Below are 24299 nucleotides of genomic sequence, written 5' to 3'. Positions count from 1 at the left end.
GTGCCGGCTCAGATGCCAAAGATGCCGCGCAGGCGCTCGCGCAGCTTCTTCTGATCCTTCGGCTCGTCCGTGGCGATGAAGATGGTGTCGTCGCCGGAGAGGGTGCCGACCACTTCGGGCCACTCCGAGCTGTCGATCGCGACCGCGACGCTCTGGGCCGTGCCGGTGGTCGTCTTCAGGACCGTCAGCGAGGTGCCGGCGGTTTTGATCTCGAGCACGAACTTGGCGACGGCCGCAAACGGGTTGCTGACCGTGTCGGCATCCTGAGCGGGCAGGATGTAGCGATCGCCGGCCTTGGCGACGCGGAGCTCGCGCAGGTCGCGGCTGACGCTCGACTGGGTCGCCTCAAAGCCTTCTTTGCGCAGGACTTTCACCAATTCGTCCTGATTGCGCACGGTCGACTCTCCGATGATGCGGAGAATCGCGGCCCGGCGCGCGACGGATTGATGAATCTCTGCAGCCATGTCCTGGTGACAACCTCAAAAAGGCGCAAACGCGCCTATGCATAAAAAGGCGCGCATGGTGCATAATTATGCAGAGGCTGTCAATAACGGCTTTAGCAGCTTTTTCAAGCCCGGCGGCGCGAGGTCAGCAATCCATCCAGGGCGAACACCGCCAATGCGGTCCAGATCATTACAAACCCTGCGACCCGAGGCCCGCTGAAAGGCTCGCCGAACACCAGTACCGCGCACGCCAGCTGCAGGCTCGGTGCAATGTATTGGAGCAGCCCAACCGTAAACAGCGGAATGCGCCGTGCTCCCGTGGCGAACAGCACCAGCGGAACTGCGGTCAGCGGCCCACCTAGTAATAAGAGTAGGTTGGTGTTGAGACCCGACTGACTCATCGCACCCATGCCGGTGAATTCGCACCAGAGCACATAGCCGGCCGCGAATGGCAACAGCAGCAGCGTTTCGCCGGTGAAGCCGGGCAGTGCTTCGACGTTGGCCGTCTTTCGAACCAGTCCATAGAGGCCGAAGCTCAACGCCAACGCGATTGACACATACGGCGGCTTGCCGGCCGCCCAGGTCAGATACAGCACGCCGGCGGCGGCGATCGTCACCGACAGCCACTGCAAACGACTCAGTCGCTCCCGAAAGCACACCACACCGAGTGCCACGTTCAGCAGCGGGCCGATGAAATAACCGAGGCTGATTTCCACCACGTGATGAGTGGCGATGCCCCACATGAAAATCGACCAATTGATGGCGATGAAGGTCGCCGAGGCGCACAGGCGCAAACGAACTTGCGGATTGCGGAGCGCGGCCCAGGTTGCATTGGTGTCGCCGCGCGCCGCCAGCCAGCCGAAACCGACCAGGCAGCCCCACAACATGCGATGCGCGGTGATTTGCAGAACCGGGATGGTCTGCAACAACTTCATATACAACGGCATCAGCCCCCAGATCAGGAAGGCCGAGACAGCGGCGGAGAGGCCGCGGCCATCAATGCGTTGAGCCGCGGGCACGGCCGGGGCGACGCTGGAGGAATCGTTCATGGACCGGGAGCAATCTGCTGGGCGGTAATGATAGTGCAGGACGCAGCCGCATGTCGGTCTTTCTGAAGTTGCATGCGCCCGGCGGGCGCGAGAAGCTTCCTATCTGTCATTAAATTTGCATCGTCATTAACTATGTCCGTGCTCGATCTGTCGCGTCGCCTGCTCGCGCTGTCACAAACGGGGCTGCATTTTTCACAGGAAGAATACGATCGCGAGCGTTATCGCGAGATGGGCCAGATCGCCGGCGAGTTGCTGGCGCTCGAGTCGAAGCTGACGCCGGATCAGGTGCGCGCCACGTGGATGGTTGAAGACGGTTACTCGACGCCGAAGGTCGATGTGCGCGGCGCTGTGTTTCGCGGCGATCAGGTATTGATGGTGAAAGAGCGCGTCGACGGCAAGTGGACCTTACCCGGTGGCTGGGCCGACGTGAACGACACGCCCTCGCACGCTGTAGAGAAAGAGATCGAGCAGGAGTCGGGATTCACAGCGCGGGCCGTCAAGCTGGCGGCGATCTGCGACCGTAACAAGCACAATCATCCGAAGTTTCTGTATCACGTCTGGAAGCTGTTCTTTATCTGCGAAATCACCGGCGGCGATTTTCGCACCAGCTACGAGACCACGGACGTGAAGTTCTTTCCGGTCACCGACTTGCCCGAGCTGTCGACCGGGCGCTCCACGGTGGCGCAGATCCAGAATGCGTACAAACACCATCTGGATCGTTCGTTGCCCACCGAGTTCGATTGAACGATGAGCGACGCGCCTGTTTTGGATTTTCTGCCGCCCGAGTGGTTCACGCGGGCGCTCGCCGTGCCGTGCGAGTCCCGCTATGTAAATGCCGGCGGTACCGCGATTCATTTTTTGATCTGGAACGAGCACGAGACCCACAAGCCCGGCCTCGTGTTCGCGCACGGCTTTCGTGCTCACGCCCGCTGGTGGAGTTTCATCGCGCCGTTTTTTGTCGAGCGCTTCCGCGTCGTCGCATTCGATTTCTCAGGCATGGGCGACAGCGGCAACCGCGACGAGTACACCGACGAGAACTACACGCGCGATTTGCTGGCGGTGATCGATGCTGTCGGCTTCGAACGGCCCGTCGTCGTCGGTCACAGCTTCGGCGGTGGACGAGTGTTGCACGCTTGCGCGGATCATCCGGGCAAGGTGGGGCGCGCCATCATCGTCGATTCACATCTGCAGCTGCATGACGGCGAGCCGCGAATTCGCGCTCAGGAGTTGCGGCCGAAGAAAATCTATCCGACCTATGAAGCGGCCCGGGCGCGCTTTCGTCTCATCCCGTCGGACAACGTCGCGGCGCCGTACATCATCAATTACGTCGCCGAGCATTCGATCAAGCGCGTCGATGATGGCTACACCTGGAAGTTCGACGACACGCGGCCGCGACTGGGCATTCATCACAACGTGTCGAGCATGCTGAAGCGGATCGAGGTGCCGGTGTCCTTCGTCTACGGCGATCACAGTCTCATCGTGACTCACGAGCACGCGGCCGAAATCGTCGCTCAGATTCCGGGATGTCGTGGGCCGATTGCGATTCCCGAGGCTCATCATCACGTGCTGCTGGATCAGCCGCTGTCGCTGGTGGCGACGTTGCGGGCGCTGCTTTACTGAGCCTCGATGGTGTATTCCAGATCGGCGCTCTGATTCTCGCCGGCCTCGGTCTTGAATACCCACTTGTCGCTGATCGTGTAGCGCAACTTCAGCGTGTTGATCGACTCTGTCAGCGAGATGCCGTAGCTGATGAACAGTCGCGGCGACAGGAACTTGCCGAGCACCAAGGCTGTGTTGGCATTGCCGTCGCTGCCGAGAGAGCTTTCGACGCCGACTTCTTCCAGGCCGAGTCGACGTCCGATTTGCGAGGCCAGCAAGCCACCGCCTTGCATGGTCAGCGTATCTCGTGCCGAGGTCATCGTCGCGGTGTCGCTGCCAGAGACCGAGTCGGGCGCTTTGCCGGTCAGCAGATACGTCACGATCTGAGTTTGCGGCATGGTCGGATCGGAGAAGAACGACAAGCGCGGCTGCTGTAGCGTGCCGCGGACGTTCAGGCCCACGGTCACGGTTTCAATCTTGCGGCGTGCTTCGATATCCAGGCCCGGATCGTCGAGCGGCGAGGCTTCGAACAGCAGCTCGCCTTTGCTGATCTCCAGCTTCTGACCGTACGCTTCGTAGCGTCCGTCGACGACGCTCAGTTCACCGCGGCCGATGGGAGTCTCACCGGTGTGCACGGTCGTGCCGACGCCGCCCGCGAGACGACCCTGCAAGCCGAACGCATCGACGCGTACGTCGTCGCCGATGTTCACTTTGATTTCGCTGTGAACGACGATGCGGCCGGCGCGCTCCGCCTCGGTCTCGTGAATGTAACGAGCATCGTCGGAGGCTCGCACGGCGCCGGAGATTTGATTCGGTTGGACGCGGGCACTTGGAATCAACACGTCGCCGGCGACATTGACCTGATTGCCGTCGATGGCGAAACGCAGGTCCGGCGACGCGATCACGCGATACTCGGGCAGATCGGCGACGAGCAGGTTGGTGCCGCGTAGATGCAGCTCGCCTTGTGACTTGCCTCCGCTCCAGGTGAATCGGCCGTCTGCTTCCATCTCGCCCTCGCCGGCGCGACCGGTGCCGCGGAAATCGAGGCCGTTGCTCGCCAGCTCGGCGACCAGATTGGCGTTACGTAACGCGAAGTTCACTCGATACGAATCCAACTCGCCGTTGGCGAGCTCGACGCGTCCATTGATCTCGGGCTCGGCGAGCGTGCCGCCGATGGTGGCGTTCGCGGTCAACAGGCCCGCTGCGTTGTCCACTTCGCTGAACAGCAGCGGCAGAATGTTCGCGTCAGCGGCGCGTGCGCGCATGTCGCCGGTCAATGGCAGGTGCATCAGATCGTTGCTTTCGTTTCGATCCAGATGCGCGTTGGCGAACAGATACGTGTCGGTGAACGCCTGCACGCCGAACGAGAAATCGATGCGATCCGGTTTGGCCGTGGCGGCAAGACCGCCGGTGCCCAGATTCAATGTCTCAGGCTCGGCGCCTTGCGGGCGGTAGATGATGGCGGCGTCGATGATGCGCATACCCGCTTCGCCCTGCCACGGTTGATTCGGCGCGCCGAAGGCATGAACGCGACCTTCGATCCGTCCGCCGTACTCGGCTTCTTCGCCTGCGGGCGGTAACAGCAGTGCCAGCGGAATCTCATAGCCAGACACCGTGCCTTCCCACGAGCCCGCTTTCTGCCACTTGCCACTCGCGCAGATGCGGCCGGCGCCCGCGATCAAACAAAAGTTGTCGAGCTGTGCCTGATCGCTCGACGCCATGATCTTCGCAGGCTCGGCGATGGAGATTTTGTCGTCCGCTTTACCGGTCACCAGCTTCGTGGTCGTGACCGTCGCATTCCACACTCGTTGATCGTACGTGCCGTCGACCTGCATCTCGGCGCTGGGCGGCGTATCGCGCGGCGTGGCAGCGGCGCCCGTCACACTCATGTTGATGCGATGAGCGAGCGCGGTGCCGTCGCCACTCACCTGCAGGCTCTCGACCAGAGGCCGACCGGCGCCGAGTCGATTGGCCGACGCGACCAGACGCGATGGCGATTTACCGCTCGCGTCCACGTCGCCGGTGATCGTGAGCTGGCCCGCTTGCCATTGCTGATAGTGAATGTCGTTCGCAGTGAGGTCGCCGGTGATGTGCAGGGACTTGAGCGGTCCGCTCGCTTTGCCCTTGGAAACGATCCGGCCCTTCGCGTCGGGCAGCAGGCGATCCAGCGACGGCGCCTCCAATGACCAGGTGGCTTCGATCGTTTCTTTCCAGATGCCGTTGAGCGCGAGGCGCGCGTCGGCGAGCCCGAGACTCGCATTGCGCACGGTCCAGCCGCGACGATCTCTTTGCACATAGCCGCGACCCTGCAAAGGTTCGCCGCGCAATGTGCCTCGCAGCTCACTCACGTCGGCGATGAATGAAGCCTTCTTGTCGAAGCCTTCGCCCGAGGCATTCGCCACCAGGTTCACGCTGCCGGGGAACTCCTTGAACAGTCCCGCCGGGTTCACATTGTTCGCACGGGTCGAGATGCGCCACGCGCGCGGCTGAGCGAATTGCAGTTGGCCGTTACCTGTGAGCGATCCGCCCAAGGCGTTGATGGAATAGCTGGCGACGGTGACCTGCTCTTTGGAGATCACGCCGGTCGCCGAGCCCGCGCCGGAAGGAAAGTTCGGTCCGGCGAGGCTGGCGGTCACCGCGAAGTCATAAGGCATGGGACCTCGCAGCGTGCCGTCGCCACTCGAGCTGGTCACGATGGCCTTGCCACGCAACGGCCACTGCAGGTGTTGCCAATCGGCGCTCAGGTCGATGGTCGGCGAGGAGCCGTCGAAGACCAGCTTGCCGTTGGCCTGCATCGCGGCCGGCGAGTCTTGGAGTTGCACGTCGACCTGGCTGAGGAACAATGTGCGATCCGCATAGTGACCTTGCGCCTCGACCAGCAGTTGCTGCTCATCGATCTCGGGCACGAGCATGAGACCTTTGGCATGCACGCCGTCAGGATTGTAGAGCACGTCCAGCGCGATGTTTCGAAGCGTCAGCGGCGGATCGTGCAGCCAGGGATCGAGCAGGAACTGCGCCGACGTCACTTTGCCGGCGATCTGCCAACTGTTCTCCGGCCGCGTCATGACCGCGTCGACATTGACCAGGCTCGGCTTGAGCAACTGGCCTTTGATTTTCAGCTCATCGATGGTGCCGTCGACCGTTCCTTTCAAATCCAGGTCGATGCCATCCGGCAGATGCAGCTGGCCGCTGGTGTCGCCTTCCAATCCCATGGGCAGATCCGCCGTGGCCGCTGCTCGCAGCAACACATTGCCGGTGGCGTCGAACAGATCGGCATCGACCGCGAAGTCTCTCGCTCGCAGACGAGAGGAGGTGATCGTCACGCGTCCGCGAACGGTTCGGGCATCGACCGCCGTACCGTTCATGTGCACGTAGCGCACATTCTTGAGCTCGACATTGCGCGCGTCGACGCGAAGGAACGACGGCAGGAAGCGCGGCTTCGTCGTGCTGTGAGGCATCTCGACCTGATGCAGCTCGACCAGCGACTCGCGCGCCGTCACTGATCCCGCCTGCAATGTTTGAATCAACAGGCCCCGGAGCTGCGGCTCGATGACGATGTCGTTGACCACGACATGCACGCGCGGATGATTCAGCTCGAAATGAGCCACGCGCAGCGGCCCCGCCAGCGTACCCGACACGCCTTCGATCTTTACGTGATAGCGCTCCAGCCGCCACAGTTGAGCAGCCACCATCTGCAGGCCCGCTTCCGAATACAACAGCACGCCGATAGCGACGACTGGCACCAGCAGGATGAGCGCGACAATGATCAGGATGAGGCGCGTACGCATCAAAACTGAGTCGCGATATAGAGATGAACGCGCGGCGTGCGGCCCGACTCGGACAGCGCTTGCGCCACGTCGACGCCGAAGCTGGCGACCGCGATGTTGTAGCGGACGCCGACGCCCGCCGAGCGTTCCAACATCGGATCGGTGAATTCATTGAACGCGTTGCCGATGTCGAAGAAGGTCGCGACACCGAAGTTGCGCGGCAGGTCGCGCACGAACTCGACGGTGCCCGTGGCGAGATTCCGGCCGCCTTCGGTGCGGCCCTGCTCGTCCTTGGGCGACAATTCATTGAGCGCGAAACCACGCACGCTGCCTTCACCGCCGGCGAAGAAACGTTGCGACGCTGGCAGATCGGCCGCAGCGGCGATGCGGGTGATGCCCAGTTCGCTGCGCAAATGCAGGTGCCACAGCTCGCTCAGGTTGAAGATGCGTTCGCCCTTCAGGCGCAGCTGCAGGAAGGAGGCATCCGAGCCCAATGTTTCAGGTGAGCCGCGCAACTCGGCGGAGAAGAAGTAAGGGCGTCTGCGTCCGCCGGTGATGTAACTCGGCAGGGTCGAATAGGTGACGCTCGGCACGATATAAAAATTCGTGCTGGAGTCGTTGTTGGCTTCGATCGTTTCTTCTTCGGCCAGCGAGATTTTCAGCACGCGTTGCCAGCGGCCCAGCACCTGCGTGAGACCGGCACCGACTTCGGCTCGCTTGGAACGGGTGTCGCCGAGCTCTTCGTCGCGCAGCGTGCCGGTGAATTCCAGCTTTTCGAGCGCGATGTCCATCACCGGGATGATGTAGCGGCCGGTCAGGTCGGTGACGATGGACGAGCCCAGCAGCTCGAGCTTGAACTTGTGGCCGTCTTCGTTGACGCGTCGGTTGTCCCAAGTGAACTTGCCGCGCACCTTGGTATCGGTGCCGTAACCGATACTGGCGGCGTAGCGATGTTTCCTGCCGGGCTCGGCGGTCACTTTGATCGGCACGGTGCGCGTCGCGGGATCGGGATCGCCGCTTTCGATATCGACCACCGAGAAGTACTGCGTGTCGTCGAGCACGTACTGCGTTCGGAGCAGCGTATCGAGCGTGTATGGATCGCCGGGATGCATGCGTAGCAGGCGACGCATCGCTTCGTCGGTGATCACATCCTGCGCGATATCGATGTCGCCGAAGAGATAACGCTCGCCGGTGTCGGCTTCGAGATCGACGGTGGCGCGACGCTCGAAACGATCGATCACCAGATCGTGCCGGGTGAGCTTCGCGTCGAGATAGCCTTCGTTCTTCGCCACGCGCACCAGGTTACCTTTGACGCGCTCGTAAGTGCCGTGATTCAAGCGCAGGCCGGGCTTGAGCTCTTCCGCTTCGATCAGCTCGCGAATGGCCCGATCGTTCGCACCCGGGCCGGTGGCACTGACGTTGACTTCGGAGAGTCGCACCGGCCGGCCCGGCTCGATATGAATCGTCACCTTCCACGTGCCGCCGTCGTGCTTCACGTCGTAGCTGATCTTGGGATCGTAGAAGCCCAGCGGCTCGAGGGCCTGGCGGGTTTCGGCGACGATGCGCCGTTGCAGGCGACTCATGACTTCATCGGTCACATCGTCGCGCTCGGCATAACGCGTGAGACTGAGGAAGGCGCGAACGTTGGTCTGGATCGCGTCGCTGACTTCGGGAATGGCGATTTCGATTTTGGCGTGGGCCTGCAATGGCAACAGCAATGCCGCTGCCAGCACTCCCGTCGCCATCGCCCGCAGCCTCGCTGTCACGAGAGCGCCGCTCGTAGGGCTATTCCGGCGAAGAATCGAACGAAGTGTCGGTCGTCACGGTCTCGTCGGGATCCTCGGCTTCGAACCACACCTCGGGCACTTCGGCGCTGGTGAATTCGAAACGGGAGTTGCCGCTCTGGATGCCGGCGGCATCGAAGCGACGTTCCTGGAGAATCGTGCGACCGGTGCGCTCCACCAGCAGTACGCTGGAGCAACGGGTGCCGTAGCGCTCGTTGACGATGAACGGCGCGGACACCACGCGCTCCCAATCCTCGGGCAAGCCCGTGGACGGCAGGTCGGCGCCGGTGGCCTGCTCGCGATCGCCGAGCATGGTGAACAGATCTTCCGGCGCGATTTCCTGCTGAGACAGCAGGGCGTTGAAGCGCTCGCGGGTGCGCGCCAGCTTGGGCCACGGCGTGTCGAGCAGGTGATTGCTCAACCCGTACACGCCCGGCGCCAGCGCCGTGGGGTTCGGGCCGCGGTTCGAGAAGTAGTACAGCGCGCGGGTGCCGCCCACGAGCAGGTTGAACCCCGAGTAGCGAGGCGCCGCGCCGCGCAGGTCGTCCAGGAATTCCTTCGGCGACGTGGCGCCGGTGAGGAAGCGCGGAACCAGTGCCCCGCGCGACGGCGCGCTTTCAACGGGTGCCTGCAAGTCGCGGTAGTTCGTGACGACGCCGAACCGGCCCGAGCGGGCCACGCCGAGCCAAGTGCCGCCAGCTTTGAGGTCCCGCCCGCCGAGGATGCGCGGATCGTCCTGCCACCAATTCAGCGGCGCGGCCGGACGGTCATGAAACTCGTCGCGGTTGCCGGCGAGGATCAGGCGGTAACGAGGATGGTGTTTCCAGGCAAGGACGAGCAGGCACATGACGGAGATTGTAGAGCAGCAGGTCTAACGGTGGATGAACACGCCCTAAGAAGAAAAACTCGAACCGGGCATATCGACTTCCCTGGGCTTGACGAGCGTGGTGGTCGCAAGACCAGTTTTATCGAGATTCATCGCTAAAGTGTCACGACTTGGGGGCTAAGGGCGAAAAATAGGCGCGTGGGTCGCGCGGTCAGCGTCGCGGGAGTTGCCACAGCCGCACGCCCGGCTCTTCGCGCAGCGGGCGGCTGGCACCCGAGTCGTACCAGTCCTCGACCAGCCGGAAGGAGATCGAATGCGTGATCGGCAGCGAGACCGCCCCGCCGGCGATCTCGGCGCGCGTCCACCAGCGTACGTCCTCTAACTCGTCATCGACGCGCGAGATATCCGTGCTACGGGCGTACGCCGTGAATCCCAGCATCAATGACGACGGGAATGGCCACGGCTGCGACGAATGGTAGTCCACCACGCCCACATCCACGCCGGTTTCCTCTCGGACCTCGCGAACGACGGCGTCTTCGAGGCTTTCGCCCGGCTCCACAAAGCCGGCGATGGTCGAATAACGCCCCGGCGGCCAAGCCGCCTGCCGGCCGAGCAGGGCACGCTCGCCGTCTGTGACCAGCACAATGACTGCCGGGTCGATGCGCGGAAATTGCTGGGTTCGGCAGGTTTCGTTACTGCATCTGAGCACATGGCCGCCGTCGACCGCCTCGGTCGGCGAGCCGCATCGACCGCAGAACCGGTGGGTCTCGCGCCAGTGGATCATGGCCCGCGCGTACGCCAGCAGCCCGGCCTCCTCGGCCGGCAGCGCGCCAGCGACCATGCGCAGGTCCTGAAAATCCACCGCCGGATCGGGCAGCTGCGGGCGATCGCCCGACAGCCCCACGGCAAATACTGCCTGACCGCGAAACTCGCCCAACAGCACGTAGTCCGTCGCGCTGGTCGTGGCGAGCGCCTGCACGCCGGTCACGAAGTGGGCGACCAGCAGATCGCCCTGTCGAAGAATGGAGTTACGCGTCTGCCAGACGGGCACGAACAGCGTCCGCGGATCGGCCAGCGCGGCCTGCACATGCGCCTCGTCCTTGCGACGGTGCGCGGCACGTTCCAGGTAAGGCCCGGCGAGAATGTTTGGCGAGCGCGATGGCATGTGGGCAGTTTATCAGTCGTGCATTACAGCGCGTGAACTGGAACAAGGTTTCCTCGGCTTGGCGCGGCAGCGGCGGGTGCGCGCTCGCTTCAGTCTGCAGGTCGGGCAGGTATGTCGACACAGGTTGAATTTGTCCTTGAGGTAGTAACTGTCACAGTGTCGACAACGCACGGCGCGCAGGTCGCCGCTACGGTTCAGCAGTCGGAGCAGGAACCACGCGTGCTCGAAGGAGAGCGTTTGCGTGTTCAGCAGCTGCTGGTGTGTTTCATATGCATCACAAAAGCGGCGACCGTAGTCGAGCGGGTCGTCGGATTCGTTCGACGGCTTCATGTTCGCGGGCTGCAGGAGACCGAACGCGGCGAATGCACTCGCCAACAGCGATGATTCAAATTGCGCGCGTGTGTTTCGAACAAAGAAAGTCACTTGCCGCGGCGACTTCCCGCGGCGCCGACGCACGGGCGCTTCGCTCAGCTCGTGTGCATATGAGCGATAGAGACGGCGAATGCGGTCGTCGGTGAGGCCGGTGCATTCGCGAATCGTGCACGTGCGCGCTTCGTGACGAATCATGCGAAGCGCGAGATCGTTCCGGCTGCGCTCGTTACTGTACGAATCGTTCTCGAGATCCATGTGAACTCCCTGTTCGTGGTGCGTTTCCGTTGACTTGTCTGCGGCCGTCGCGTGCGGCGCTCATAGTGTGCTCCGCAATTGACCGGCGCGTAAAGGCCCGAATACATTCGTCGCCCCTTTCAGTTCGCAAGGAAGCGACAATGTCACTGAGTCACACGGAATGTTTGATCGACGATGCGGGCGCACATCCGATTGAGGTCGACGATGCGACCGCACCCGTACTTCATCCCGCGCTGCTCGCGCGGATTCATCAGCTCAATCTGGACTATCTGGAGTTGCTCGTGGCGGAGCGTGATGCCACGGAGGCTTCAACCCAGCTGCAGTACTTACCTCCACGGCAGCGCGGCGCCCTCAGCGCGCTTTCACCGCGCGCCCTCCGTGCGCTCGCGGCGATGCCTTATTCGCTGTATTCGCTGGGGTTCGAGGATGAGAACTTCTGGAATGCAGTGTGCGACAGCGCGACTTCATCGTCGAGTGCTGTTCAGCGGTATGCGCGTGTGGGGGATGCGTCGGCGCAGTGTTCGTTTTGTGAAGTGGCGCTGATGGAGGCTTCGCACGTCGCGGGCAAGAATATGATGGCTGCGCGCATGGTCTACGCGATGCCCTATGCCGCTGCGCGGCGCTTGATCAATACGCCGTTGTGGCAGATCAGGTGCATTGCCGGCCGTTACAGCGAACTGATGATGCCCCGCTGGCCGACCAATCCCGCCTTCTGGCCCGATCTAATTCGCTTCGCCGCTTCTAACGACACTCGCCGACTGCACGCTACACGCTTGCTCGGCGTTCAACTTATCGCCGCTGAGTTAGAAGTGTCGTGCGAAATCTCTCGCCAACACCCACGCATCGCCCCTGCTTTAGCTTCCCCTCGGCTACGCGCGCGGAAGTTGCAGCTGTCGCCTCGTGTTTCGGTTCTTAAGAAGAGATGACTTAACCACCCGGCTTCGCGAGCCACGCGCAAATGTAGCCGTGCGCTCGCGAGCTGGATACGCCTTAAGTGGAAGTCGCGAATGTTATGTCGTTGCTGCGGAGTGTTGGCACGGATGCCCAAGCTTACTACGTCACTTGCCATTTATACCCGAACGGGTATAGTAACCATCGAAGCGCGGAAGCCTCTGTATTGGGAGGGTTCCTCGAAAAAGGATTTCAAGGGGTTTCCCATCGCTGTGCAGAAGGACATGGGCGTTGCGCTGTATGTCGTGCAGTTGGGTGGCACGCCAGAGTCTGCCAAGCCATGGAAAGGCAACGGTTCGGGAATGTATGAGTTGGTGGAAGATCATCGCGGCGACACCTTCCGTGCCGTCTATACCGTGCGGATGGGCGATGCAGTCCACGTGCTACATGCGTTTCAAAAGAAGTCCAAGTCGGGCATTGCCACACCGCGGCCTGATGTGGAATTGATCGAGAAGCGATTGAAAGCTGTGATCGCCCGTTATGGGCGACAGGGAGAGTGTAATGAGCCGCAAAGGTAAGAATCCCAAGGGTACCCGCAATGTTCTCGTGGACCTCGGCTTCGAGGACGCGGAAGAGTTGTCGGTAAAGGCTATCCTCGCGATGAAGCTCAATGCTTTGATCGATCAGCGCGGTTTGAGCCAGACGGAGGCGGCATCCGTCATCGGCATGAGTCAGCCTAAGGTGTCCCAGGTCCGGCGCTACAAGCTTCAGAACATTTCACTCGAACGATTGATGCATGCGCTGGTGTCGTTGAACCAGCGTGTTGAGATTGTTGTGCAACCCGCGGCTCGTGCCAGCGCTGCCGGGATTACTGTTGCAGCCTAGTGCGGCTCGCGATTTTTTAGCGAGCTCGCGCGCGAAACCGCGGCGTTCCCGAACTTCGCGCGAATATCATCGAGCGTCGCATCGAGATGCTGGTTCTTCTTCGATTCCTGCGCCGAAAACAATTCGAGCTGCGGTTGCGCCGTGAGATCCCCGGCCCCGACGCCAAGTAACCGAATCGCCGTCCGAGGCTGAGCCTTGATCCACTCATCAAGGAGCTTGGCCGCGGCCGAAGCGAGGGGCTTTGTTTCCTGAGTGGCGGGTCGAACCGCACATTGACGCGTGTATGTCTTGAAGTCGTGACGTCGAATCTTCACCGTCACTCGCTCTGACAACCATCCCTGCGACCGCAACCGCGCCGCAGTCCGGTCCGCCAGCTGCACCAGTTCAGCATGCAGTCGTGAAGGATCCACGATGTCCTTATCGAACGTCGTTTCCGAAGAAATCTGTTTCTCGTCGTAATCCGGAATCACCGGCCGATCGTCGTCCCCCGCCGCGCGGGCTTTCATCTGCGACGTATATTTCCCAAATACCGACCGCAGTGTCGCATCCGGTGCCAGCCGAAGATCGCGAAGGGTGACGATGCCGAGGCGCTCGAGCAGAGGAGCGGTCTTGTTGCCGAGGCCGTGCAGCCGTCGAATCGGCAGCGGATCGAGAATCGCAGTGACTTGCTCGGGAGGCACGACGACGAGGCCGTCGGGCTTACGGAGATCGGACGCGATCTTCGCCACGAGTTTGTTGGGCGCAACGCCCACCGATGCCGTCAACTGAGTTTGCTGAAGGATGAGCTGCTTGATCTGCCGGGCAATGGACTCCGCCGAGCCAAGTGCCGCCCGGCTGTGAGTCACGTCGAGAAACGCTTCGTCGAGCGACAAGCCCTGAACCAACGGCGTGAAGCGATGGAAGATCTCAAAGACGGTGTTGGAGACTTCTTTATAACGTTCGAAGCGGGGGCGAACGCACACCGCATGCGGGCACCGCTTCAGCGCCTCACGCATCGGCATGGCGGAATGCACGCCGTATTTGCGCACTTCGTAGGAAGCGGCCGCGACGACACCACGTCCGCCGAGGCCGCCTACGATCACCGGTTTACCGCGCAACTCAGGATTGTCGCGCATCTCCACGGACGCGTAGAACGCGTCCATGTCCACATGCAGAATGGAACGCGTCACTTCACCGTGATCGTGATTTTCTTGGAGGTCACGATCGGATCGTGCGGGACGTGGCCGAAGTCGCCGAGCAACAGCTGCAACGTGTGCTTGCCGGGCTTGAGCTCGAGGGTCGTCTCGGTCTGGCCCTTGCCGAAGTGCACGTGATTCGCGTCGGTGGGAATAGGTGCGCCGGCGGGCGGCAGGTCCGCGTCGACGATGAGGTGATGATGGCCGCTGTTGTCGAACTGAATGCCGGCCGGGGCGATGCCCATGCCCTTCAAGCCGAACTTCACCGTGACCGGGCTGGTGACCGTCGCCCCGTCCGCCGGCGCAATGAAATACACCTCGGCGCCAGCGGGCGAAGGCGTGCGCTTCACGCCGTCGGCCAGGGCCAGGCCCGCACCGATGGACAGAGCGGCCACCGCGGCGAACGCGAATCGAGTCTTGAGTTGGGGCTTCATTCTTGGGCGACTCCGAATTAAACCGAACAAATCGAGCAAATCTGAGGATTGGATTTCTGCCGCGCTCACTTCAAGCAGCCATCCTTGGAGCGTCAGCCAGCCGTTACATCCGTGTACCGGCGTTCGCACGGTTCGAGGCGACGTTAAGTCGCCTCGAAAAGGCACCCGTGCTCACCCACGCAACGAGAGCGCACACAGGACGTGTACTCAGCTAATGTACTCGCGAGCCGAAGGCGGTGGAAGCACCGCCGCCCATCCCGTCTCGGGCAAAACAAGGAGATTGTTTGTGGGTATGTGTCTGGGGCTGTGCACGCTCAGCGACGAGAACGTTCGTAAAGTTCTGGCCGATCCTCCCTTGATCTGGAAGGTGATCGCGCCGGCGGATCCGGAAGCCTACGAGAACGCTAGAAACGAGGCGCCTGCCGGATTCCTGTCGAAGCTGTTCGGCAAGGGTAAGACGCCCGAACCGCCGCGCGTCGAGTTCAGCCTCGCGGACGGCGAGGTTGCCGACTCGGATCTCGATAAGGCCTGGCACGGTATCCACTACCTGCTGACGCAAACCGCATGGGAGGGAGACGAGCCGCTGAACTTCCTGATCAGCGGTGGTAGCACGGTCGGCGAAATCGACGTTGGATATGGCCCGGCGCGGGTGTTCTCGGCCGACGAGGTCAAGGCGATTTTCGCTGCGCTCGGCCCGTTGGATAGAGAGGTCCTCAGAGCACGATTCAATCCCGAAGAGATGATGAACTTGGAAATCTACCCCGCGATCTGGGATCGGGATCCCGCCGACGACGATACTTTTGGATACTGCGCGGAGTACTTCGAGTCGCTGAAGACGTTTGTAGAACAGACTGCGAGCCGCAATCTGGGCCTGGTGGTGTATCTGACCTGACAGGGAGGAACGGAACATGGACCGACAAGAGGTCGTCGTTGTCGATGTCAGGATTCCATTCTGGTCCCTGGTCTGGTTGATGGTGAAGGTGGCACTCGCGGCGATTCCCGCCTTCATCATCTTGTATGTGCTCGGATTCCTGCTCCTCGGTCTGCCAAATTTTCTGCGGTGACCGTCAAGCGATGCTGACCCGCGCCTGTCTCAGCTCCACCGGCTGATGCCCGGCGGCCAGATCTTCGGTTGCGAAGTCGTCGACGTGAACGATGTCCATCACGCGTCGATCGTAGTCACGGAGCATCGCCGCTTCGGTCTCGGACAGGATGCCGGCCGCCAGCGCCTGCTGAATCTGTCCCGGCAGATCGAGCGCGGTGACCTTGCCGGTCTTCACGCCATCGACGCGAATGCGCTTTTCCAGCGGCTCGGCGGTCTCGCTCAACACCAGCGCTTCATGCAGCAGACCGAGCGGATTGGTCGGCTCGACCGTGCGATAAACGCCATCGGTCAGGCGATCGCGGGTGACGGTCGGGTGCATGACCTGTTCGACCAGCTGATGGCTGAGCGGATCGGACGGTGCGTGATACGTCTGGCCGCGCGGGAAAATGAACAGCCGCATGAACGCCGCGAGGAACCGGTTCGGGAAGTTGCGCAGGAAGCTGTGCAATTGTTCCTGAGCCTTGTAGAGCAGTGTGCGGCAGGCCCATTCCACCAGCGGCAGATCCGCTTCCTGGCGACCCTGGTTTTCATAGTGCTTCAACACCATCGATGCGAGATACATGCACGACAACACATCGCCGAGACGCGCCGACAGGCTTTCCTTCTTCTTGAGATAGCCGCCGAGCGACAGCATCGCCACGTCGGTGGCGAAAGCAAACGAGGCGCTGAATCGATTGATGTGCTGATAGAAGCGCAGTGTCGGTCCCGCGTCCGGGACTTTCGAGAAGCGCGCCAGCGTCAGCGCCATCACCATCGAGCGCACGGCATTGCTGATCGTGAAACCGATGTGGCCGAACAGCGCCTTGTCGAACTCGATCGTGCCCTTGCGCTTGTCTTTGTCCTTCGCCGCATTCATTTCACGCAACACGAACGGATGGCAGCGAATCGCGCCCTGACCGAAGATGATCAGGCTGCGCGTCAGCAGGTTCGCGCCTTCCACCGTGATGGCGACCGGCACGATCTGGTAACCGCGGCCGAGATAATTTTTCGGGCCGAGGCAGATGCCTTTGCCGCCGTGAATATCCATCGCGTCGTTCGCGACCTGGCGGCCGTATTCGGTGAGGTGATACTTCAACATGGCCGACGGCACCGACGGCTTCTCGCCCCCATCGATCGCGCCGGCGGTGACGGAGCGCGCCGCATCCATGATGTATGTCGTGCCGGTCATGCGGGCCAACACTTCCATCACGCCTTCGAACTGGCCGACGGAAACATTGAACTGCCGGCGCACGCGAGCATAAGCGCCAGTCGAGAACACTGCCGCCTTCGCCGCGCCCGTCGCGCTCGAGGGCAGCGAGATGCAACGGCCGACCGACAACTGCTCGACCAGCATGCGCCAGCCCTGACCGGCCATCTTGATACCGCCGATCAAATAATCGAGCGGCACGAACACATCCTTACCCTGGATCGGGCCGTTCTGGAATGGCGCGTTCATCGGGAAGTGACGACGGCCGATAGTGATGCCCGCGGTGTGACGCGGGATCAAAGCGCAGGTGATGCCGTAATCGGTTTTGTCTTCGCCGAGCAGCTTGTCAGGATCGAACAGCTTGAATGCCAGGCCGATGACGGTCGCGACCGGCGCCAGCGTGATATAGCGCTTGCTGAAGTTCAGCTTGACGCCGACGATCTCGCGGCCTTCGAACATTCCTTTGCAAATCACGCCGGAGTCCGGAATCGACGCGGCATCCGAGCCGGCGCGCGGACCGGTCAACGCGAAGCAAGGGACTTCTTCGCCGCGTGCAAGTCGCGGCAGATAGTAATCACGCTGTTCCTGCGTGCCGTAGTGGAGCAGCAGCTCGCCTGGGCCGAGCGAATTCGGCACGGCAACCGTCGAAGCCACGACGCCCGAGCGGCTCGACAACTTCACCAGCACGCACGAGTGGGCATACGCGGAGAACTCCAGGCCGCCATATTTCTTCGGGATGATCATCGCGAAGAAACCTTTGTTCTTGACGAAGTCCCAGATGTGCGGCGGCAGGTCGGCGCGACGATGGGTGATGTCCCAGTCGTCGATCATGCGGCACAGCTCTTCGCACGGGCCGTCGATGAAGGCCTGTTCTTCGGCGGTGAGTTTCGGCGCCGCGGCGGACAGCAGCTTTTCCCAATCCGGTCCGCCGGTGAACAGCTCGCCGTCCCACCACACGGTGCCGGCTTCGAGCGCGTCCTTTTCCGTTTGTGACATTGACGGCAGCATGCGTCGATAGGTGCGCAGGAAGGGCCGCGAGATGAAACGAATGCGCAGGCCGTCGATGTTGAGGAACACCAGCACCGCGAGCACTGCCCACAACACGACCAGCCAGGGGAGCGATGGATCGCCGAACAATCCGTAGGCCAGCAGGCCGCCGCCGTACACGAGCGTCGTCGTCAATAACGAAGCGCGGTTGTAGGCGAGCGTCAGTGCGCCGAGCACGAATATCAGAAACCAGATCACGCTGCTCACGATGTGAACCTCTTGAAAGCTGGGCGCGAGACGAGGGGCCGGAAGAGGCGCGAATGTTTAGTCGGAATGTCCGACAATGCGGTCACGGCCTGCAGTGTCGCGCGGTCACGACGACAGTAGCCTGCGCCGAGTACAGCGGCAAGTCGGGCATGGCGCTAAAGGGAGTTAAATAAAAGAAAACGGCGAACGCATCACGAGGACGCGTTCGCCGTTTCTAGTACGGACGAATGTCTGTTGGGATCAGATCAGCTCTTTGACGCCGTCCTTCTCTTCCAACAATTCCTTGTGGGTCGCATCCATACGCGCGCGGCTGAAGTCGTTGACCGACAGGCCCTGCACGATCTGGTAGTCGCCGTTCTTACAGGTCACCGGATAGCCATAGATGACGCCTTCCGGAATGCCGTAGCTGCCGTCCGACGGCACGCCCATGCTGACCCAATCGCCTTCCTGCGTGCCCAGCACCCAGTCACGGATGTGGTCGATGGCAGCGGAAGCCGCCGACGCCGCAGAGGACTGGCCACGCGCCTTGATGATGGCCGCGCCGCGCTGCTGCACGACCGGGATGAATGTTTCGGCGTACCACTTCTGGTCCACCAGCGACAGCGCCGGCTTGCCGTCGACCGTCGCCTGATGCAGGTCGGGGTACTGAGTGGCCGAGTGATTGCCCCAGATGATGGCCTTCTTGATCTGCGTGCTGTGCGAGCCGGTCTTCTCGGCGAGCTGCGACAGGGCGCGATTGTGATCGAGACGAACCATCGCGGTGAAATTGCGAGGATTCAAGTTCGGCGCGTTGCGCTGAGCGATGAGCGCGTTGGTGTTTGCCGGGTTGCCGACGACCAGCACGCGAACGTTGCGATTGGCGACCGCATCGAGCGCCTTGCCCTGAGCGGAGAAGATCTGCGCATTCGCGAGCAGCAGGTCCTTACGTTCCATGCCCGGGCCGCGCGGACGCGCGCCGACCAGCAGGGCCACGTCGCAATCCTTGAAAGCCACCTTGGCGTCATCGGTCGCGACGATCTTGTTGAGCGTCGGGAACGCGCAGTCGTTGAGCTCCATCACCACGCCCTGCAGAGCCGCCAGCGACGGCGTGATTTCCAGCAGGTGCAGGTTGATCGGTTGATCGGGGCCCAGCATGCCGCCCGAGGCGACGCGGAAGGCGAGGGCATAGCCGATATTGCCGGCGGCGCCGGTGATCGCAACGTTGACGGGCTTTTTCATAGACCGCGGCACTCCAAGAACGACAGCTGCATCGATAGGGGCGCGAATTCTAGCGTTTTCGAGCGCCGAGCAGCAGCAAGGCGGCTACTCATCCGGTGAACGCAGCCTTCGCGCGGCGCGTCAGCGCCCGGGGCGGGATCAATTATTTGAATCGGCAGGCAATTTATCGGACCGCTGCGCGGACCGCGAAATCACGACAACGCTGGTCATGAGATTTGCGAGCCCCATGTAAGGGTTTTGTGAAACTTTTCCGCCCTCGCGTGCGTTAAGGCGCGTTGTAGCCAAACCAGCGCCGCAGCTTTTCTCGTAGGTTTCTTATCGAGCACACGGACTAGATGACACGACTTGTCTGCGTTTCCAACCGGATTTCCCTGCCACGCAAATCGGCCGCGCCCGGTGGACTGGCGGTGGGCATTCTCAGCGCGCTGAAGCGCACCGGCGGGCTCTGGTTCGGCTGGGGCGGTGAAACCATCGAGACCGAGCCGGGCGAGCCCGATATTCATATCCGCGAAGGCGTGACTTACGCCACCATCGAGCTGCGCCGAACCGAATTCGAGCTGTACTACAACGGTTACTCCAACGACGTGTTGTGGCCGTTGTTTCATTATTTCTCCAAGGGCATGCGCTACTCGAACGAGCAGCGCGAGGCCTACGAGAACGTCAATCGTATTTTCGCGCAGAAACTGCTGCCGCTCTTGCAGCCGCGCGATCTGATCTGGGTGCACGACTATCACCTGATTCCGCTGGGTCGTCGGCTGCGTGAGCTGGGCGTGCAACGACCGCTCGGGTTCTTCCTGCACATTCCGTTTCCCAACATCGAAATGCTCCGTATCCTGCCGTGCTACGCGGAGCTGCTGCGCGATCTGATCAGCTACGATGTGGTTGGCTTCCAAACGCACAACGATTTGCGCTCCTTCCATAGCGGCATCGAGCATTTGTTCGGTGCTGAAGCGTTGCGGCCGGATGGCCGCATTCGTATCGGCGACCGCGTGATCCGCGCCGAGGTGTTCCCGATCGGGGTCGATGTCGCTGCCGTCGAGAACGAGGCGCTCGAGGCGAGCACGACCGATGTCGTGCGGCGCATGACCGACAGTTTGATGGGGCGCTCATTGATGATGGGCGTGGACCGGCTCGATTACAGCAAAGGCCTGGTGGAGCGTTTCTCCGCGTATCAGCAGTTCCTGGAAACGCATCCGGAAAATCTCGGCCGCATTACATACATTCAGATCGCGCCGTTGTCGCGCACCGACGTGCGTGCCTACGCGGAGATTCGTCAGGCGCTGGAGCAGGCGGCGGGTCGCACCAACGGTCGCTTCGCCGATACCGACTGGACGCCGATTCGTTATCTGAATCGCAACTTCCCGCACGCCACGTTGATGGGTTTCCTGCGCGCGGCCCGGGCGGGCCTGGTGACGCCATTGCGCGATGGCATGAACCTGGTCGCGAAGGAATTCGTCGCGGCTCAGGATCCCGGCGATCCGGGCGTATTGATTCTTTCGAACCTGGCGGGCGCCGCGCGTGAATTATCAGCGGCGTTACAAGTGAACCCATACGACGTTCGCGGCGTGAGTCACGCGATGCAGGCGGCACTGTCGATGCCGCTGAATGAACGGCGCGAGCGTCACGCCGATATGATGAAAGTGCTCCGTCGCAACGACATCGCCGCCTGGACGCGTCGCTTCATGGAAGCGCTGGAGCAGACGCAGGCTCCGGAGAGCCGCGTCCGCGCCATCGGCAAGGCCATCTAAAGTAACTCAGCTGTCTCTCGACGCCGGCTCGTGCTTTTCCAGCGTGGTGTGCACGCCCGCCTGCGTTTCCACGTAGTACACCCGTTGCGGCGTGGAGAACACGATGCGCTCTTTGTTGAACCACTCCACCAGCCGCAGATTGATGTCTTGCAGGATATCCATGTGCTTGGCGTAGTCCGCCGTGAGCACGATGTACACGGCCTCGAAGTCGAAGGACGACGCGCCGATTTTCACGAAGTGCGAGCGGTCGAAGCGGATCGGCTGATGCGATTCGATCAGCTCGCGAATCTTGCCGGGGATCTCTTGTAACTTTGCCACGGGCGTCTGCTGATCGACGCTGATCGAGATCACCACGCGCCGCGTATTCATCCGCGAGTTGTTCCGCACGCGGCTGCTGATCAGGTTCGCGTTCGGCATGATGATCTGCTCGCCGTTGAGGCTGCGCAGACGCGTGCTCTTCACGCCGATGTATTCGACCGTGCCGTTGAAGTCATCCACCTGCAGCGAATCGCCGACCACGAACGGCCGGTCGAGCGTGATCGACAGCGAGGCGAACAGGTCGCCGAGAATGTTTTGCGCGGCCAGCGCGACGGCGATACCGCCGATACCCAGGCCGGCCAGCAGGGGCTTGATCTCGATGCCGAGGTTGTCCAGCGTCAGTAGCAGGACGAAGGACCAGATCGTGGCGCGGGCCAGGAAGCCGATGATGCCCATGGAACTGGCCGCGGCCGGATCCGATATCTGCCGTTTTCGATCCAGGGCGGCGACCACTGCAATCGTCGCCCACAGCCCGATCTGCCAGAACACGGCGATGGTGAAGAGGGTCAGGATGGCCTTGTTGACCGTGGGCGGCAGCTTCAGCCACTGCGAGCCGATGAACAGCGAAGTGACGATCACCGTCAGCAGGGTCGTGCGGCTGGCCACTTTCAGCGGCAGCTCCAGGAATTCGGTCTCCGGCGTGGCCGCCATCTTCTTGTAACGCGACCGAACGGTGCGCCGGATGAGCAGCAGAACCAGGAGCGCGACCACGGCGATGCTGGCGGCCACAGTCCACTGCCACAGCGTATTGTCTATGTAGGTCGCGTCGACCAGCTGCTCCACATCGTTCATCGTCGGACCTGCGCTCGAGGCTCGGAATCGCGCAGGATATCGCGATGTGCCGCCGGTCTGAAGGCTCTGCTAATCTTGCGCGTCTTCACGCAAGTTACGGTACCCGACCCGGTGCTATTCGAATCGGAACGATCTGGCGATGGGCTGACGCTGCGGCTGCGCGGCGGCTGGTGCATCGACCATCTTCGTGAGATCGAAACCTCGCTCGCGCAACTCGGCGACCAGGGCAAGCACGTCAAGCTCGACTTCAGCGGCATCGAAACATTGGACCTGTCGGGCGCCTGGCTGCTGCGCAATTGGCTGGAGCGCGCCAGGGCCGAGGGCGGTCGCTTCGAAGTGGTCGGCGAGCGGCCGGCGCATTTTGCATTCCTCGACGAGCTGCTCGAGCAAAAGTCCGGCACGCCGGATGAGGGTGCCGAAGCCAGGACCTCGTTGCGGGATGCGGTGGTCTGGATCGGCCGGGGCGCGGTTCAGCAGGCCAAGCAGACGCGCGACGCCGTCGGTTTCTTCGGGCGAATCGCCGCGACCGGGGTTCGCGCCATGCGCAGCGCTCATCACCTGCGTCTGCCGTCCATCGTGCGACATGTCTATGAGACTGGCATTCAGGCCATCCCCATCGTGTCGCTGATCGCGTTTCTGATCAGCGTCATCGTGGCGTACCTGGGTGCGCAACAGTTGCGAACATTCGGTGCGGAGATCTTCACCGTCGATCTGGTGGCGATCTCGGTGCTGCGTGAAATGGGCGTGCTGCTCACATCGATCATCGTCGCCGGCCGCTCCGGGAGCGCGTTCGCCGCCGAAATCGGTGTCATGCGCCTGAATGACGAAATCGATGCCCTGCAATCCATGGGCGTCGATTTTTATGAAGTGCTGGTCGTGCCGCGCGTGATCGGTCTGATCATCGCGTTGCCCTTGCTGACCATCGTCGCCGACGCCATGGGTCTGGCGGGCGGCGCGCTGCTGTCGTCGCTGCTGCTCGATATCTCATTGTCACAATTCATTCCCCGCGTGCAGGACGCGCTTGCGCCGACCACGTTCTGGGCCGGCTTGATCAAGGCGCCGGTATTCGCGATGTTGATTGCGCTGGTCGGCACTTATCGCGGCATGCAGGTGCGCGATTCGTCGCGCGAGCTGGGCCGGCTGACCACGCTGGCGGTCGTGCAATCGATCTTCCTGGTGATCTTTGCCGATGCCATCTTCGCTGTGGTGTTCGTGGAGCTGGACTTCTAAGGCCCCATGAGCAGCCACGAGCAGACTCCCATCATCTCGGTTCGCAACCTGGTCAACCGTTTCGGTAGCCAGGTCGTGCACGACGGCGTCAATCTGGATGTGATGCCCGGCGAGGTGCTCGGCATCGTCGGCGGCTCGGGCACCGGCAAGTCGGTGCTGCTGCGGACCATGCTTGGCCTGCAGCGGCCCTCGTCCGGCCAGGTGCTGATCGAAGGCCGGAATATCACGCAGATGAGCGAGGCGGAACTGCTGTCCATCAAGCGGCGTTACGGCGTGACTTTCCAGCACGGTGCGCTGTTCAGCTCGCTGACCGTGGCGGAAAACATCCAATTGCCCATTCGCGAGTATTTCGACGCCTCGTCCGAAGCCCTGGAGTCGTTGACCGAGCTGAGGCTGCGCATGGTCGGGCTGCCGGTCGACGCGGGTCGGAAACTGCCTTCGCAGCTGTCGGGCGGCATGGTCAAACGCGCCGCGCTGGCCCGCTCGCTGGCCCTGGATCCGGCCTTGTTATTTCTCGATGAGCCGACCGCGGGCCTGGATCCCATCTCGGCCGCCGGCTTCGACGAGCTGGTGACCTATCTGCATCGGGGCCTGAAGCTGACCATTGTCATGATCACTCACGACCTGGATACGTTGCTGGCGACCTGCAGCCGCGTGGCGGTGCTGGTTGACAGAAAAATCGTGGTCGATACGCTCGACGGCATCATGAAGAACCCGCATCCGTGGATTCAGGAGTACTTCCACGGCCCTCGCTCCCGGGCAGCGCAGGCCGCGATCGCGCCATCGGAGCGCCGGTAACCCGC

Annotated in this window: 22 protein-coding genes; 10 read left to right on the top strand and 12 right to left on the bottom strand. The window is 62.1% G+C overall.

The annotated features are described in order from the left end of the window. Positions 1-8: 8 nt before the first annotated feature. Entirely contained in the window at positions 9-464 is a 456-nt protein-coding gene (locus tag ACFPN2_RS13025) for an arginine repressor (RefSeq protein ID WP_380597144.1), read from the bottom strand. A gap of 104 nt (positions 465-568) precedes the next feature. Next, the gene (gene rarD / locus ACFPN2_RS13020) at positions 569-1492 is read right to left on the bottom strand and encodes an EamA family transporter RarD (RefSeq protein WP_380597142.1); all 924 of its coding nucleotides are present in this window, start codon (positions 1490-1492) and stop codon (positions 569-571) included. A gap of 132 nt (positions 1493-1624) precedes the next feature. On the opposite strand from rarD, the gene ACFPN2_RS13015 reads away from it, so the two are divergent. Further along, positions 1625-2236 (top strand): NUDIX hydrolase, encoded by a 612-nt coding sequence (locus ACFPN2_RS13015; RefSeq protein WP_380597140.1) that lies wholly within the window; start codon positions 1625-1627, stop codon positions 2234-2236. A 3-nt stretch (positions 2237-2239) separates the two neighbouring features. Beyond that, complete coding sequence (locus ACFPN2_RS13010) at positions 2240-3112, top strand: alpha/beta fold hydrolase (protein ID WP_380597138.1); 873 nt, start codon at positions 2240-2242, stop codon at positions 3110-3112. Here ACFPN2_RS13010 and ACFPN2_RS13005 read toward each other — a convergent pair. From ACFPN2_RS13005 to ACFPN2_RS12985, 5 genes are all read right to left on the bottom strand, one after another. Next, positions 3106-6879, bottom strand: coding sequence for a translocation/assembly module TamB domain-containing protein (locus ACFPN2_RS13005; protein ID WP_380597136.1), 3774 nt, complete (start codon positions 6877-6879; stop codon positions 3106-3108). The genes ACFPN2_RS13010 and ACFPN2_RS13005 overlap by 7 nt on opposite strands. After that, positions 6879-8603: an autotransporter assembly complex protein TamA gene (locus ACFPN2_RS13000; protein WP_380597134.1), complete on the bottom strand. Its 1725-nt coding sequence runs from the start codon at positions 8601-8603 to the stop codon at positions 6879-6881. Before ACFPN2_RS13000 ends, ACFPN2_RS13005 begins: the two co-directional genes overlap by 1 nt. Before the next feature lie 40 nt (positions 8604-8643). Then, complete coding sequence (locus tag ACFPN2_RS12995) at positions 8644-9489, bottom strand: NRDE family protein (protein ID WP_380597132.1); 846 nt, start codon at positions 9487-9489, stop codon at positions 8644-8646. A gap of 190 nt (positions 9490-9679) precedes the next feature. Further along, positions 9680-10633, bottom strand: a complete 954-nt coding sequence (nudC, locus tag ACFPN2_RS12990) for an NAD(+) diphosphatase (RefSeq protein WP_380597130.1) — start codon at positions 10631-10633, stop codon at positions 9680-9682. A 12-nt stretch (positions 10634-10645) separates the two neighbouring features. Beyond that, on the bottom strand, positions 10646-11260 hold the full coding sequence (locus tag ACFPN2_RS12985) for a FlhC family transcriptional regulator (protein WP_380597128.1): 615 nt from the start codon (positions 11258-11260) through the stop codon (positions 10646-10648). Positions 11261-11424: 164 nt separating this feature from the next. On the opposite strand from ACFPN2_RS12985, the gene ACFPN2_RS12980 reads away from it, so the two are divergent. The 3 genes from ACFPN2_RS12980 (at position 11425) to ACFPN2_RS12970 (ending at position 13036) form a co-directional block, all read left to right on the top strand. Then, a complete protein-coding gene (locus tag ACFPN2_RS12980) occupies positions 11425-12186 on the top strand; it encodes a hypothetical protein (RefSeq protein ID WP_380597126.1) in 762 nt (253 codons plus the stop codon). Between the two features lie 114 nt (positions 12187-12300). Beyond that, a complete protein-coding gene (locus ACFPN2_RS12975) occupies positions 12301-12729 on the top strand; it encodes a type II toxin-antitoxin system RelE/ParE family toxin (RefSeq protein WP_380597125.1) in 429 nt (142 codons plus the stop codon). After that, positions 12713-13036 (top strand): helix-turn-helix domain-containing protein, encoded by a 324-nt coding sequence (locus ACFPN2_RS12970; protein WP_380597123.1) that lies wholly within the window; start codon positions 12713-12715, stop codon positions 13034-13036. Before ACFPN2_RS12975 ends, ACFPN2_RS12970 begins: the two co-directional genes overlap by 17 nt. Here the strand turns inward: ACFPN2_RS12970 and dinB are convergent. Both dinB and ACFPN2_RS12960 read right to left on the bottom strand, forming a co-directional pair. Further along, a complete protein-coding gene (gene dinB, locus ACFPN2_RS12965) occupies positions 13033-14205 on the bottom strand; it encodes a DNA polymerase IV (protein ID WP_380597121.1) in 1173 nt (390 codons plus the stop codon). The two genes, ACFPN2_RS12970 and dinB, sit on opposite strands and share 4 nt — an antisense overlap. Then, on the bottom strand, positions 14202-14645 hold the full coding sequence (locus ACFPN2_RS12960; RefSeq protein ID WP_380597119.1) for a DUF4399 domain-containing protein: 444 nt from the start codon (positions 14643-14645) through the stop codon (positions 14202-14204). The genes dinB and ACFPN2_RS12960 overlap by 4 nt, the downstream gene beginning before the upstream one ends. Before the next feature lie 292 nt (positions 14646-14937). Between ACFPN2_RS12960 and ACFPN2_RS12955 the strand changes: the two genes are divergently transcribed. Continuing rightward, positions 14938-15537: a YfbM family protein gene (locus tag ACFPN2_RS12955; RefSeq protein WP_380600120.1), complete on the top strand. Its 600-nt coding sequence runs from the start codon at positions 14938-14940 to the stop codon at positions 15535-15537. Between the two features lie 16 nt (positions 15538-15553). Further along, positions 15554-15709: a hypothetical protein gene (locus ACFPN2_RS12950; RefSeq protein WP_380597117.1), complete on the top strand. Its 156-nt coding sequence runs from the start codon at positions 15554-15556 to the stop codon at positions 15707-15709. A gap of 3 nt (positions 15710-15712) precedes the next feature. On the opposite strand, the gene ACFPN2_RS12945 is transcribed toward ACFPN2_RS12950, so the two are convergent. Both ACFPN2_RS12945 and ACFPN2_RS12940 read right to left on the bottom strand, forming a co-directional pair. Beyond that, complete coding sequence (locus tag ACFPN2_RS12945) at positions 15713-18190, bottom strand: acyl-CoA dehydrogenase (RefSeq protein WP_380597115.1); 2478 nt, start codon at positions 18188-18190, stop codon at positions 15713-15715. A gap of 240 nt (positions 18191-18430) precedes the next feature. Next, positions 18431-19408 (bottom strand): malate dehydrogenase, encoded by a 978-nt coding sequence (locus tag ACFPN2_RS12940; protein ID WP_380597113.1) that lies wholly within the window; start codon positions 19406-19408, stop codon positions 18431-18433. Between the two features lie 335 nt (positions 19409-19743). On the opposite strand from ACFPN2_RS12940, the gene ACFPN2_RS12935 reads away from it, so the two are divergent. Continuing rightward, on the top strand, positions 19744-21156 hold the full coding sequence (locus tag ACFPN2_RS12935) for an alpha,alpha-trehalose-phosphate synthase (UDP-forming) (RefSeq protein WP_380597111.1): 1413 nt from the start codon (positions 19744-19746) through the stop codon (positions 21154-21156). Between the two features lie 6 nt (positions 21157-21162). Here the strand turns inward: ACFPN2_RS12935 and ACFPN2_RS12930 are convergent, their stop codons facing one another. Continuing rightward, entirely contained in the window at positions 21163-22266 is a 1104-nt protein-coding gene (locus ACFPN2_RS12930) for a mechanosensitive ion channel family protein (protein ID WP_380597109.1), read from the bottom strand. A 75-nt stretch (positions 22267-22341) separates the two neighbouring features. Here ACFPN2_RS12930 and ACFPN2_RS12925 point away from each other — a divergent pair, with 75 nt between their 5' ends. Continuing rightward, positions 22342-23496 carry an ABC transporter permease gene (locus ACFPN2_RS12925; protein ID WP_380597107.1) on the top strand — a complete coding sequence of 385 codons (1155 nt, stop codon included), beginning with the start codon at positions 22342-22344 and terminating at the stop codon, positions 23494-23496. Positions 23497-23502: 6 nt separating this feature from the next. Beyond that, a complete protein-coding gene (locus ACFPN2_RS12920; protein WP_380597105.1) occupies positions 23503-24294 on the top strand; it encodes an ABC transporter ATP-binding protein in 792 nt (263 codons plus the stop codon). Positions 24295-24299: the final 5 nt, after the last annotated feature.

This window comes from Steroidobacter flavus (assembly GCF_042651805.1).
Classification (GTDB): domain Bacteria; phylum Pseudomonadota; class Gammaproteobacteria; order Steroidobacterales; family Steroidobacteraceae; genus Steroidobacter; species Steroidobacter flavus.
The sequence above is the reverse complement of the archived record's forward strand: the minus strand, read 5'-3'. Positions and strand labels throughout refer to the sequence as shown.

Coding starts and splice junctions, on each gene's coding strand:
- ACFPN2_RS12920 (WP_380597105.1), top strand. CDS start 23,503: ATGAGCAGCCACGAGCAGACTCCCATCATCTCGGTTCGCAACCTGGTC.
- ACFPN2_RS13015 (WP_380597140.1), top strand. CDS start 1,625: ATGTCCGTGCTCGATCTGTCGCGTCGCCTGCTCGCGCTGTCACAAACG.
- ACFPN2_RS12985 (WP_380597128.1), bottom strand. CDS start 11,260: ATGGATCTCGAGAACGATTCGTACAGTAACGAGCGCAGCCGGAACGAT.
- ACFPN2_RS13000 (WP_380597134.1), bottom strand. CDS start 8,603: ATGGCGACGGGAGTGCTGGCAGCGGCATTGCTGTTGCCATTGCAGGCC.
- ACFPN2_RS12995 (WP_380597132.1), bottom strand. CDS start 9,489: ATGTGCCTGCTCGTCCTTGCCTGGAAACACCATCCTCGTTACCGCCTG.
- ACFPN2_RS12935 (WP_380597111.1), top strand. CDS start 19,744: ATGACACGACTTGTCTGCGTTTCCAACCGGATTTCCCTGCCACGCAAA.
- ACFPN2_RS12930 (WP_380597109.1), bottom strand. CDS start 22,266: ATGAACGATGTGGAGCAGCTGGTCGACGCGACCTACATAGACAATACG.
- rarD (WP_380597142.1), bottom strand. CDS start 1,492: ATGAACGATTCCTCCAGCGTCGCCCCGGCCGTGCCCGCGGCTCAACGC.
- ACFPN2_RS12955 (WP_380600120.1), top strand. CDS start 14,938: ATGTGTCTGGGGCTGTGCACGCTCAGCGACGAGAACGTTCGTAAAGTT.
- ACFPN2_RS12960 (WP_380597119.1), bottom strand. CDS start 14,645: ATGAAGCCCCAACTCAAGACTCGATTCGCGTTCGCCGCGGTGGCCGCT.
- ACFPN2_RS13005 (WP_380597136.1), bottom strand. CDS start 6,879: ATGCGTACGCGCCTCATCCTGATCATTGTCGCGCTCATCCTGCTGGTG.
- ACFPN2_RS12970 (WP_380597123.1), top strand. CDS start 12,713: ATGAGCCGCAAAGGTAAGAATCCCAAGGGTACCCGCAATGTTCTCGTG.
- ACFPN2_RS12940 (WP_380597113.1), bottom strand. CDS start 19,408: ATGAAAAAGCCCGTCAACGTTGCGATCACCGGCGCCGCCGGCAATATC.
- ACFPN2_RS13010 (WP_380597138.1), top strand. CDS start 2,240: ATGAGCGACGCGCCTGTTTTGGATTTTCTGCCGCCCGAGTGGTTCACG.
- nudC (WP_380597130.1), bottom strand. CDS start 10,633: ATGCCATCGCGCTCGCCAAACATTCTCGCCGGGCCTTACCTGGAACGT.
- ACFPN2_RS12950 (WP_380597117.1), top strand. CDS start 15,554: ATGGACCGACAAGAGGTCGTCGTTGTCGATGTCAGGATTCCATTCTGG.
- ACFPN2_RS12975 (WP_380597125.1), top strand. CDS start 12,301: ATGCCCAAGCTTACTACGTCACTTGCCATTTATACCCGAACGGGTATA.
- ACFPN2_RS13025 (WP_380597144.1), bottom strand. CDS start 464: ATGGCTGCAGAGATTCATCAATCCGTCGCGCGCCGGGCCGCGATTCTC.